Source organism: Bacteroides stercoris ATCC 43183 (assembly GCF_025147325.1).
GTDB classification, from domain to species: Bacteria; Bacteroidota; Bacteroidia; order Bacteroidales; family Bacteroidaceae; genus Bacteroides; species Bacteroides stercoris.
In genome coordinates this window covers 1,712,881-1,724,939 of record NZ_CP102262.1, presented here as the reverse complement: position 1 = coordinate 1,724,939, position 12,059 = coordinate 1,712,881, and the positions used below count along the sequence as shown (strand labels likewise).

At 47.9% G+C, this 12,059-nt stretch carries 12 protein-coding genes; 4 read left to right on the top strand and 8 right to left on the bottom strand.

Going from position 1 to position 12,059, the window contains the following annotated elements:
• The first annotated feature begins 106 nt into the window (after positions 1-106).
• Both NQ565_RS07075 and NQ565_RS07070 read left to right on the top strand, forming a co-directional pair.
• Positions 107-1,201, top strand: a complete 1,095-nt coding sequence (locus NQ565_RS07075; RefSeq protein ID WP_040316297.1) for a DUF6340 family protein — start codon at positions 107-109, stop codon at positions 1,199-1,201.
• Positions 1,202-1,268: 67 nt separating this feature from the next.
• Positions 1,269-1,715 carry a hypothetical protein gene (locus tag NQ565_RS07070; RefSeq protein WP_005657812.1) on the top strand — a complete coding sequence of 149 codons (447 nt, stop codon included), beginning with the start codon at positions 1,269-1,271 and terminating at the stop codon, positions 1,713-1,715.
• 89 nt (positions 1,716-1,804) lie between these two features.
• On the opposite strand, the gene NQ565_RS07065 is transcribed toward NQ565_RS07070, so the two are convergent.
• Both NQ565_RS07065 and NQ565_RS07060 read right to left on the bottom strand, forming a co-directional pair.
• Positions 1,805-4,489: a valine--tRNA ligase gene (locus NQ565_RS07065; protein WP_005657813.1), complete on the bottom strand. Its 2,685-nt coding sequence runs from the start codon at positions 4,487-4,489 to the stop codon at positions 1,805-1,807.
• 111 nt (positions 4,490-4,600) lie between these two features.
• Positions 4,601-4,876 (bottom strand): hypothetical protein, encoded by a 276-nt coding sequence (locus NQ565_RS07060; protein ID WP_040316299.1) that lies wholly within the window; start codon positions 4,874-4,876, stop codon positions 4,601-4,603.
• Between NQ565_RS07060 and NQ565_RS07055 the strand changes: the two genes are divergently transcribed.
• Both NQ565_RS07055 and mazG read left to right on the top strand, forming a co-directional pair.
• Entirely contained in the window at positions 4,863-5,960 is a 1,098-nt protein-coding gene (locus tag NQ565_RS07055; RefSeq protein WP_005657819.1) for a DUF3810 domain-containing protein, read from the top strand. The two genes, NQ565_RS07060 and NQ565_RS07055, sit on opposite strands and share 14 nt — an antisense overlap.
• 11 nt (positions 5,961-5,971) lie before the next feature.
• Complete coding sequence (mazG, locus tag NQ565_RS07050; RefSeq protein ID WP_005657821.1) at positions 5,972-6,769, top strand: nucleoside triphosphate pyrophosphohydrolase; 798 nt, start codon at positions 5,972-5,974, stop codon at positions 6,767-6,769.
• Between the two features lie 217 nt (positions 6,770-6,986).
• Here mazG and NQ565_RS07045 read toward each other — a convergent pair whose 3' ends face one another.
• The 6 genes from NQ565_RS07045 to rpsA all read right to left on the bottom strand — a co-directional run bounded on the left by NQ565_RS07045 (position 6,987) and on the right by rpsA (position 12,056).
• Positions 6,987-7,466, bottom strand: a complete 480-nt coding sequence (locus NQ565_RS07045; RefSeq protein WP_005657823.1) for a hypothetical protein — start codon at positions 7,464-7,466, stop codon at positions 6,987-6,989.
• A 33-nt stretch (positions 7,467-7,499) separates the two neighbouring features.
• Positions 7,500-7,868 (bottom strand): hypothetical protein, encoded by a 369-nt coding sequence (locus NQ565_RS07040; protein ID WP_040316356.1) that lies wholly within the window; start codon positions 7,866-7,868, stop codon positions 7,500-7,502.
• Positions 7,869-7,916: 48 nt separating this feature from the next.
• Complete coding sequence (locus tag NQ565_RS07035; protein WP_005657827.1) at positions 7,917-8,471, bottom strand: RNA polymerase sigma factor; 555 nt, start codon at positions 8,469-8,471, stop codon at positions 7,917-7,919.
• Between the two features lie 118 nt (positions 8,472-8,589).
• Positions 8,590-9,174: a DNA-3-methyladenine glycosylase I gene (locus NQ565_RS07030; RefSeq protein ID WP_005657829.1), complete on the bottom strand. Its 585-nt coding sequence runs from the start codon at positions 9,172-9,174 to the stop codon at positions 8,590-8,592.
• Positions 9,175-9,217: 43 nt separating this feature from the next.
• Complete coding sequence (locus NQ565_RS07025) at positions 9,218-10,132, bottom strand: ribonuclease Z (protein ID WP_034535891.1); 915 nt, start codon at positions 10,130-10,132, stop codon at positions 9,218-9,220.
• A 130-nt stretch (positions 10,133-10,262) separates the two neighbouring features.
• Entirely contained in the window at positions 10,263-12,056 is a 1,794-nt protein-coding gene (rpsA, locus tag NQ565_RS07020; protein ID WP_005657835.1) for a 30S ribosomal protein S1, read from the bottom strand.
• Positions 12,057-12,059: the final 3 nt, after the last annotated feature.

Here is a 12,059-nt window from a genome sequence, read left to right as displayed (position 1 = left end):
CGCTAATCACTATAATAAGAGCCTCGAACGGTTAAAAACTGTTCGAGGCTTTTATTTATTCAAGTAAAAGATTACTTTTGTTTTTCAGAACTAAGAATAAAAGACTATGACTAAATACTCTTATTACCTGTTACTGTCTTGTTTGATGTTTTTGGCGGGTTGCCAAACCGTCGAACCGCTTGCCATAGATTATATGTTACCGGCGGATGTAAGTTTCCCACCGAGTTTGAAACGGGTAGCCATTGTCAATAACATGCCTGAAGTTCCGGACAACAAGCCTATTCTTGCCAAAGAGAAGAAAAAAGACGATTTTGAGATAGCCAGCAAAACAGATTATTACAACGGCAATGCCGCTATTGCCACGGAATCCCTTGCCGAAGCCCTTGCCCACGAGAACTACTTCAACGAAGTGGTTATCTGCGATTCGGCCTTACGTGCCCACGATGTCACTCCCCGCGAAGGAGTGCTGTCACAAGAAGAAACAAACCGGTTGGTGCATGACTTGGACGTAGATTTCCTCATCGCATTGGAAAACGTACAGATACGCTCTGTCCGCAAAATAAAGTACATGCGCGACTGGGGCATTTATTACGGCACGGTAGATGCCCGGATATATCCTACTGTCAGGATTTACCTGCCCAACCGCAGTACCCCTATGGCTACAATCAACGCTAACGACAGCATTTTCTGGGAAGAAACCGGAAACGGTCCCTTTGTACAAGGCAACCTCATCAGTGAAGAAGAACTGATAAAACAAGCTTCTGATTTTGCCGGAACCATACCGGTAAAAAAACTGCTGCCGTATTGGAAAACCGCCAACCGCTATCTGTTCTGCGGCGGTTCCGTAAACATGCGCGATGCCGCCGTATATGCTCGGGACAAGCAATGGAACACAGCCATCGGGCTATGGAAGCAAACCTACGCCACCCAAAAAGGAAAGAAAAAGATGCAGGCAGCCTATAACCTTGCTGTCGGCTATGAAATGCAGGACAGTATTGCCGCCGCTCTCGACTGGGCGTTGAAAGCGCAAGCCGAAGCACGTATCGTAGACGGCGTGGATAAAAAAGATTTGATTCACCTTGGCAAAGCGGATATCCCCTACTACGTCCTTACAACACTTTACGCCACCGAATTAAAGGAACGGAAAGAAGGCTTATCGCGCCTAAATATGCAAATGCAGCGATTTAATAATGATTTTTAGTCAAATACTGTAAATGTAATTGTTTTTTTTATACCTTTGAACATCCATTAAGTAAAGAAAAGCAATTATGAAACTCAGTCAACCGGCATTATCTCTTCTCGAAGAAACTATCAAACAGGCAATCGGCAAGTACGCTTGCGGTTGTGAGCAGACAGTCGTTACGGATATCCATCTGCAAGCCAACCAAAGTTCGGGCGAATTTTCCATATTCGATGATGATGACAAAGAACTCGCCAGTACCACCATAGAAGAATGGATGACATACGAAGGCGATGATTTCTACGAAAACATGGAACGCATCCTGAGCAATCTGCTCTGCAACCTCAAGAACCGGGGTGCTTTTGACAAGCTGACCATCATGAAGCCTTTCTCTTTCGTATTAGTAGATGACGACAAGGAAACCATAGCCGAACTCTTGTTGCTGGACGATGACACCCTGCTGGTAAACGAAGAGCTGTTGAAGGGATTGGATGAGGAGTTGGATGCTTTCCTAAAAGACTTACTGGAGAAATAACGAATCATATACGAATCGTACAACGTACATAAAAGAAAGGTCCGGACTTTATTGAGTCCGGACCTTTCTTTTATATCGGAGATACTGTCTTACGCTTTCTTCAAAGCGGCAATACTTTCTCTCAGTGAGCTGATGATACTCTCCGCGTCCGCCTGTTTCTTGCGTTCCATTTCGATAACGGCAGCAGGAGCATTATTCACGAACTTCTCGTTACTCAGTTTCTTCAGAACGCCTTGCAGGAAGCCTTCCTTATGCTTCAATTCAGCTTCCATACGGGCTATTTCGGCTTCCACATCAATCATGTTGCCCAAAGGAACGGCAAATTCCGTTGTGCCTACCATGAAAGCGGCAGCGCCGTCGGCCTTAGCCTCAACTGCGGTTACGACAGAAAGGTTGCACATCTTGATAATGACAGCATCGAAAGCAGCCACCGGGTTTTCACCGACAACCTGTAATTCCAACGGTCCTTTTTGGGCGATGTTCTTCTGCAAACGGATAGAACGTACATTACTGATAACCTCTTTCACCACCTCGAACTGCTGTACAAAAGCCTCGTCCACTTCCGTCGACATGGAGATAGGGCTTACCATAAGGCTTTCTCCATTCTTACGGTCGACGATGTGCTGCCACAACTCTTCAGTGATGAACGGCATGAACGGGTGCAGCAGATGCAACAGATTATCGAAGAGACCGATAGTCGTATCGTACACCTTCTTGTTGATGGGCTGTCCGTAAGCAGGCTTAATCATCTCCAGATACCAGGAAGAGAACTCATCCCAGAAGAGCTTGTACACCGCCATCAATGCTTCGCTCAAACGATACTTGCCGAACAGGTCTGCCAATTCGGCAGCCACGGCATTCTGTTTGGACTCGAACCAGCGCATAGCCAGTTCGGCAGCTTCTGGCACAGGCACTTCCTCACTCACTTCCCAGCCCTTAACCAGGCGGAAAGCATTCCATATCTTATTGTTGAAGTTACGTCCCTGTTCGCAAAGCGCATCGTCAAAAAGGATGTCGTTACCTGCAGGAGCCGAAAGCATCATACCCATACGCACACCATCGGCACCGTAACGGTCTATCAGGTCAAGCGGGTCGGGTGAATTGCCGAGCGATTTGGACATCTTGCGTCCCAGCTTGTCGCGGACAATACCCGTGAAGTAAACGTTCTTGAACGGCATCTTACCTTCGTATTCATACCCTGCCATAATCATGCGCGCCACCCAGAAGAAGATAATATCCGGCCCCGTTACCAGGTCACTGGTAGGATAATAATAGTTGATTTCTTCGTTGCCCGGATTCAGGATACCGTCGAACAGGGAGATAGGCCACAACCAGGAAGAAAACCAGGTGTCGAGACAATCCTCGTCCTGACGCAAATCCTCTATTTTAAGGGCAGGATTTCCGGTCTTTTCCTGTGCCAGCTTCAAGGCCTCTTCGGGAGTGGCTGCCACCACATATCCGCCTTCCGGCAGGAAGTAAGCGGGAATGCGGTGTCCCCACCACAACTGGCGGCTGATACACCAGTCCTTGATATTCTCCAGCCAATTTCTATAGGTATTCTTATATTTGGCTGGATAGAATTTCAAGTCATCATTCATTACCGGAGGCAGAGCCATATCGGCAAAGTGCTGCATCTTGAGGAACCACTGCATGGAGAGCTTCGGCTCGATTGCCACGTTGGTACGTTCGGAGAAACCGACCTTATTGGTATAGGCTTCCACCTTTTCCAGCAACCCGGCACCCTGCAGGTCTTTCTCAATCTGCTCGCGTACATCGAAGCGGTCCATGCCTACGTACAGTCCGGCTGCTTCGCTCAGCGTACCGTTGTCGTTGAAGATGTCGATGGCAGGCAGGTTGTATTTCTCGCCCAGCATATAGTCGTTGACATCGTGTGCAGGAGTTACCTTCAGACAGCCCGTACCGAACTCCACGTCTACATAATCATCCTGGATAACAGGAATAACGCGGTTCACCAGCGGCACAATCACTTTCTTGCCTTTCAGCCATTGGTTCTTCGGGTCGGCAGGGTTGATACACATCGCCGTATCACCCATGATTGTTTCGGGACGTGTAGTGGCTACCACGGCATAACGCTTGCCGGAAGCGTCGCGATGAACCACTTCGCCTTCGGCTCCCGTCTCACCGGACATGTCATCGTCGGCAACGTAATATTTCAGATAATACAGCTTGCTGTGCTCTTCCTTATAGATAACCTCTTCGTCGCTGAGGGCGGTGAGGGCTTTCGGGTCCCAGTTCACCATACGCACACCGCGATAAATCAGCCCCTTGTTGTAAAGGTCTACAAACACTTTAATCACGCTTTCACTGCGTTTCTCATCCATGGTGAAGGCAGTGCGGTCCCAATCGCAGGAAGCGCCCAACTTACGGAGCTGTTTCAGGATGATGCCACCGTGCTCGTCCGTCCATTCCCAGGCATGCTTCAGGAATTCGTCGCGGGTAAGGTCTGTTTTCTTGATGCCCTGTGCGGCAAGCTTGTTCACAACCTTGGCTTCGGTGGCAATGGAAGCATGGTCCGTACCCGGAACCCAGCAGGCGTTCTTGCCTTCCATACGGGCACGGCGTACAAGGATATCTTGGATGGTATTATTAAGCATGTGTCCCATGTGGAGCACACCGGTGACGTTAGGGGGCGGAATGACGATGGTGTAGGGCTCACGACCATCGGGTTTAGAACTGAATAATTTGTGGTCTAACCAATACTGGTACCACTTTCCCTCTACGTCAGCGGGATTGTACTTACTTGCTAATTCCATGTTTCTAAAATCTATATTTTGTTATAATGGGCGCAAAATTAATAAATTAATAGCTTTATCCGGCAAAAGCAATGAAAAGAATTACATACCTTTGCTTTACAAATGATGATTTTATACGGAGTTGCCGTAACAAGCACCCGGTGCCGCTTCGGCTTCGGCTACCGAAACCGGAAGTTTCCACGCAAGGAAACAGGAGTATACACGCAGGGAAACGACAGTGTCTACGTAAGGAAACAGCAGTTTCCACGCAAGGGAACAGCAGTTTCCACGTAAGGAAACCGGAGTATCCACCGCTTGAAACTCCCGTTCCCAAAGGGAGAAACGACAGCACCGAAAGCAGGAAACCGGCACGGGCCCCAAAAAGAAGAATAGAATGAAGCGTAGCATAACAACAGCAGGAGTGAGATTCAGAGGCAATTCATTACTTTTGATATTTTTTTTGTTGCTCGTATTGTGCGTGCAGACAGTGCCCGGTTTGGGAGATGCCTACGCCATGTACGTATACCCGTCCATCGCCCGGGCACTTTCGTCCTTCTCCCGGCTTGTACCTTTCGCCATCGGCGACCTGTTCATTGCGCTAAGTATCGCCGGCGTACTTCTCTACCCTGTTTACGCACGCTGCATCCGCAAACAGAAATGGAACCGTATCCTGCTGAAAGATGTAAAGTATCTTCTATGGGTGTACGTATGGTTCTATCTGGCATGGGGACTGAATTACTCGCAAAAAAACTTTTACGAGCGGACGCGCATTCCTTACACAGCCTATACTCCTGATAACTTTCGGAGTTTTACAGACAGCTATATCGAGAATCTGAACAGCTCTTACACCGATATTACGTCGGTCGAAAAAGAGCTGGTCTGCCGTGAAAGCGTACGGGTCTATAATCAAATCGGTGACTCCTTAGGCGTTCACCGCCCCTTCCATCAAACGCCCCGCGCAAAGACAATGCTGTTCACCCCACTGATTTCCATGGTAGGCGTCACCGGCAGCATGGGACCTTTCTTCTGCGAGTTCACCCTGAACGGTGACTTGCTCCCCTCGCAATATCCGGCTACTTACGCCCACGAGCTTGCCCACTTATTGGGTATCACCAGCGAGGCGGAAGCCAACTTCTACGCCTATCAGGTATGTACACGCTCGCAAGTGCAGGCCATCCGCTTCAGCGGTTACCTTTCCGTACTGCCGCATGTCCTGAACAACGCCCGCCAGCTCATGGCTGAAGAGGAATACGCGCAGCTCTTCCGGCGCATACGTCCGGAGATTATCGGACTGGCAAAGAAGAACAGCGAGTACTGGATGAAGAAATACAATCCTGTAATCGGCCGCATTCAGGACCGGATATACGACTTATACCTGAAAGGAAACAAGATAGAAAGCGGGCGGAAAAACTACTCGGAAGTGGTAGGTCTGCTGATTTCGTATGAGGAATGGAAGAAAAACAGTATCTTTGCGTCAATAATGTTTAATTAAAAAAATAACTCATGCAACATACAAGAAAGGAACAGATGGAAGCCTTCGGCCGCTTCCTCGACATACTCGACGAACTGCGTGTGAAATGTCCCTGGGACAAGAAGCAGACCAACGAAAGCCTGCGTCCCAATACCATTGAAGAGACTTATGAACTATGCGATGCCCTGATGCGCGACGATAAGCAGGATATCTGCAAAGAACTGGGAGACGTGCTGCTCCACGTGGCTTTCTATGCCAAGATAGGTTCGGAAACCGGCGATTTCGACATAAAGGATGTATGCGACCGCTTATGTGAAAAGCTTATCTTCCGCCATCCCCACGTATTCGGTGATGTGAAAGCGGAGACTGCAGGACAGGTATCCGAAAACTGGGAACAGTTGAAACTCAAGGAAAAAGGGGGCAACAAAACGGTGTTGAGCGGTGTGCCCGCCGCCCTGCCCTCGCTCATCAAGGCATACCGCATTCAGGACAAAGCCCGCAACGTGGGTTTCGACTGGGAAGAACGGGAACAGGTGTGGGATAAAGTAAAAGAAGAAATCGGAGAATTCCAAGCCGAAGTGGCCCGCATGGACAAGCAGAAAGCAGAAGAGGAATTCGGTGACGTAATGTTCAGCCTTATCAATGCCGCACGCCTGTATAAAATAAATCCGGACAATGCACTGGAGCATACCAACCAGAAGTTTATCCGCCGCTTCAACTATGTGGAAGCACATAGCATCAAGGAAGGCAGAAACCTGCACGACATGACGCTGGAAGAAATGGATAAATTATGGGAAGAAGCCAAAGCATTGGAAAAGAAAGGAAACTGAAATTCACTTACTATCTGTTTCTTTTCAGGCACGGAATTACACGGATTTCACGGAAAAAGATAAAATAAATCCGTGTAATTCCGTGCCTGAAAGAAATCATCAAGTGTATTTGAACACTCTCCTTTTAAATATTAAAGTTACAACCTGTAACTTTTCAGAACAGTCATTTTAGTTTTGACACACCCGCACAATTTTCAATCCGAGCATATATCCTTTTTCATTTCTTGCCCGGCTGGGGTTTCGACGTCTTATCTTTGTTGTCATTATGCCGCATTCCTTTCAGCAATTCCCGGTGAAAACGCATCTCGGCTTTCTGCACCAGATAAAGTTTCTTGGCAGACAATATCTTCTTGAACTTCGCAAAATAAGTCTTGTCCAAACGGTCGGCAGCGATACGGGCATCGTACACGCCTTCCATAATCACATCATATTGGGCTTCGGTGGTCTTTTCGTCCTTTCCCTGACGAATCAGACTCCACGCCTTGTCATTCTGCTCTTTTTTCTTGTCCTGCAATTCAAAATAAAGAGGAAAGAACCTGGCTGCCTCTTCCTTGGTCAATCCGGCTTTTTCTGTGATATATGCTTTTTGTCTGGCACGGAACTCAGCAGGCGACAAACGTTGGTTGCATCCGTCCGCTGCCCGCAATACGGGTGCCAGACTGCACATCATTACTAATAAAACAATCAGCTTTTTCATTTCTTTTTTCAATCGGTTAAAGTTCTCTACGGTTTATTCGGCATCGGAATCGGCCAGATATACATACAATGAGTAGTCGTCAAGCATGGAGTTATCCACCGCCATGTTGATATATTCCATTTCGGTTTCCGTTTCGTCGGCAGCCATGCGGTCGGTCGCAGCCGGCGTACGGTCAGAGGAAGCCACGCGGATAATCAATGCCGCACCTACAAACATAGCTGCCATATAGGCCCAGGGTTTCACCCTCTCCCACATCGTAGGCTCTTTCTGTTCGAAGGCAAGTTTCTCCTTTTCGGGCAGACGGTTCATCAGCTCCGAAGTGAAATTCTCAAAATATCCTTCGGGAACACGGAAAGCATTCTCCGTCCCTACTTTCTTGAGTATGTTGTCTTCTTCTTTCATAAGCTCTTCTCCTTTCTGTTTGGTTAGACTTTTTTTCACGTTAAAGGTTTAATCTTCTTCTCCCAATATCTTCTCTATTTTTTTTACGGCATGGTGGTAGGACGCTTTCAAAGCCCCCACCGAAGTGCCGAAAATATCGGATATCTGCTCGTATTTCATTTCCTGGTAGTACTTCAGGTTGAACACCATGCGTTGCTTTTCGGGCAAGGTGAGCAACGCTTTCTGCAAGGCCATCTGAGCTTTGTCGCCCGAAAAGTAAGGATCGCTCTCCAGCTTCTGAAGGGTGTCGGCTTCGGGAGCGTCCAACGACACGGTGCTCGCCGCCCGCTGTTTGTTCAGGAAAGTAAGGCATTCGTTCAGGGCGATGCGGTAGAGCCAGGTGGAGAGTTTGGCCTCTGCCCGGAAATAATCGATATTGAGCCATGCCTTGACGAAGGTATTCTGAAGCAAGTCGTTGGCATCCTCATGAGAAAGCACCATGCGCCGGATTTGCCAGTATAACTGCTCGCTGTATTGCGCCACAATCATCTCAAATCCCCGCTTCTGCGTACTTTCTTCCTGAAGAAGCGCCAGCACTTCGCGTTCGTTATAAGAAGGGTTCATATAGTCTATTCACATTTATATCTTTTCTCTACGCAAAGATAGAAAATTAAAAACGAAAAGCCATCCGCAAGAGGCAAAAAGCCCGGCAGGTACAAAAGCATATTGCCGATTCGTTTGTTTAATGCTCCTCTTTGACTTGGCGGCAGATACATTCTGCCAGATGGTCGTTGACAAAGCCTGCTGCCTGCAAATGCGCGTAGCAAATCGTGCTCCCGAAGAACTTGAATCCCCGTTTTTTCATGTCCTTGCTCATGGCATCGGATTGGGGCGATGATACAGGAATATCGCTCAATGAGTGAACGGTATTCACGATAGGCTTCCCGTCGGGGAAGAATGAAAGGGTGTAGTTATAAAAGCTGCCGAACTCCTTCTGCACGGCAAGGAACAGCCTTGCGTTCGTAATGGTCGATTTGATTTTCAGACGGTTCCGCACAATACCTTCAAACTGCATCAGACGCTCAACGTCCTCATCGGTCATTTGCGCCACTTGTCCGGCATCGAAGTTGCAAAAGGCTTTACGGTATCCCTCGCGCTTTTTGAGGATTGTGATCCAGCTCAGTCCGGCTTGGGAACTCTCCAATACAAGAAACTCAAACAGCGTCCTGTCATCGGTCACCAATCTTCCCCACTCCTCATCGTGGTACTTCACATACAGTTCATCCGTTCCGCACCAGCCGCAACGTCCGTTTATTATATCTTGCATACTTATAATATTTATACGTCAGCAAAGATAGCAAAATTCCGATTCACACCGATATGCAAAGCGTTTCTTTGGCCAACTGCGTGTCCGGAAAAACGGCGCGCGCCTCATCCAGCAATACCTGTTCATCGTCATAACGGGCGGAGAAATGACCTATCAGCAGCTTCTTCACTTCCGCATCGCGGGCTATCCGTGCGGCTTGCGAAGCGGTGGTATGGAACGTTTCTTTGGCACGCGGGGCGGCATCTTCGGCAAAAGTGGCCTCATGGAAAAGCAAATCCACTCCTTTTATCTGTTCTGTTATGGAAGGAAGATAAATCGTATCCGAACAATAGGCATAACGCCGCGGGGCAGCCGAGGGACGGGTGAGGCGGGCATTGGGTATCACCTCTCCTTCCGGCGTGACGTAATCCGCACCGTTCTTAATACGGTTCAGCTCGTACACCGGCACTTGATAGAAGTCTATCATGTCGCGCAGGATATGATTGGGGCGCGGCTTCTCGGCAAACAGAAAACCGCAGCAAGGCATGCGATGCCGCAAAGGAATGGTTGTCACCGTAAGCGACCGATCTTCATAAATCAAGGCGGCTTCTTTCGTCTCGAACGCGTGGAAGAAGATTTTATAGGTCATCTGATGATTGAAGAATGCGAGCATCGGCGTAAGAAGTTCTTCCAAACCTTTGGGAGAATGGATATGCAGGTCGGCCGTACGCCCCAAGAGATTAAGCGTGGATATCAGTCCCAGCAGCCCGAAACAGTGGTCGCCGTGCAGGTGGGAGATGAAGATACGGTTCAAACGCGAGAATTTGAGGCGTGACTTTCGGAATTGCAACTGTGCGCCTTCTCCACAGTCTATCATAAAAAGTTTGTCACGTAAGTTCACTACCTGCGAAGTAGGAAAATGGCGGGTGGTGGGCAATGCCGAACCGGAGCCAAGAATATGTAGTTCAAATTTCTCCATGATGGTGCAAAGATAAGGGTAATCATCACAGATTGCACAGATTATTGGCAAGAAATTAAGAGCCTGCCTAAAAAGAAAGGGCACTTGTGTTTGCCACAAGCACCCTTACCTTATTTATATGGAGAAGTAATTACTTCTTTCCGGCTTCCATTTGCTCTTTCAAAGCAGCCAGAGCGTCGATGTCGCCCAAAGTTGTAGAAGCAGCCTGGTTTTGGATAGAAGCAGGAGCTTCGTCTCTCTTACCGGAAGACTTCTTGGCAGCTTTCTTTTCTGCTCTTTCTTCAGCCTTGGCTACATCTTCGAAGATGCGGCTGTGAGACAGGATGATACGCTTAGCATCCTTGTTGAACTCGATAACTTTGAATTCGAGCTTCTCGTCCAACTGAGCCTGTGAGCCGTCTTCCTTAACGAGGTGTTTCGGAGTAGCAAAACCTTCTACGCCATAAGGCAGAGCAACAACTGCACCCTTGTCCAGCATTTCGATGATAGTACCTTCGTGTACAGAACCTACTGTGAATACAGTTTCAAATACATCCCAAGGATTCTCTTCGAGTTGCTTGTGACCGAGGCTCAAACGACGGTTTTCCTTGTCGATTTCCAATACCTGTACGTCGATGTCCGCACCGATTTGAGTGAATTCTGAAGGATGTTTAACCTTCTTAGTCCAAGACAGGTCAGAGATGTGAATCAAGCCGTCAACACCTTCTTCGATTTCTACGAATACACCGAAGTTAGTGAAGTTGCGAACTTTTGCAGTGTGCTTGGAACCGATAGGATATTTCTCTTCGATAGTTTCCCAAGGATCAGCTTTCAGCTGCTTGATACCGAGAGACATCTTACGTTCTTCGCGGTCCAGAGTCAGAACTACCGCCTCAACTTCGTCACCTACCTTCATGAAGTCCTGTGCAGAACGCAAGTGTTGTGACCAGGACATTTCGGATACGTGAATCAGACCTTCAACACCCGGAGCGATTTCGATGAATGCACCGTAGTCAGCCATAACGACAACTTTACCCTTCACGTGGTCGCCTACCTTCAAGTTAGGATCGAGGGCATCCCAAGGATGCGGAGTCAGCTGCTTCAAGCCGAGAGCGATACGTTTCTTCTCATCATCGAAGTCGAGGATAACGACGTTGAGCTTCTGGTCGAGTTCAACCACTTCTTTCGGATCGCTGACGCGACCCCAGGAGAGGTCTGTGATGTGAATCAAACCGTCTACGCCACCCAGGTCGATGAATACACCGTAGGATGTGATATTCTTAACGGTACCTTCGAGAACTTGTCCTTTTTCGAGTTTACCGATGATTTCTTTCTTCTGTTGTTCCAGTTCAGCCTCGATAAGAGCCTTGTGAGATACAACGACATTCTTGAATTCCTGATTGATTTTAACAACCTTGAATTCCATAGTCTTGCCAACGAATACATCGTAGTCGCGGATAGGCTTAACGTCGATTTGAGAACCCGGCAAGAATGCTTCGATACCGAATACGTCGACAATCATACCACCCTTAGTGCGGCACTTGATGTAACCCTTGATAATTTCTTCATTTTCCAAAGCAGCGTTAACGCGATCCCAAGAACGGGTAGCACGAGCTTTGCGGTGAGACAGAACCAGCTGTCCTTTCTTGTCTTCCTGGTTTTCGATGTACACTTCTACCGTATCACCTACTTTCAGGTCGGGATTGTAGCGGAATTCATTCAAAGGAATGATACCGTCTGATTTGTAACCGATGTTCACAACTACTTCACGCTTGTTCATTGCGATTACGGTTCCGTCAACTACCTCGCGGTCGTTAACTTTGTTCAGCGTGTTGTCATACGCCTTTTCCAAGTCTTCGTGACTTACGTTTGTTACGGTTTCACCGTTTTCGTAAGCATCCCAGTTGAAGTCCTCAATGGGAGCAACATTTTTTAAATTTTCCATTAA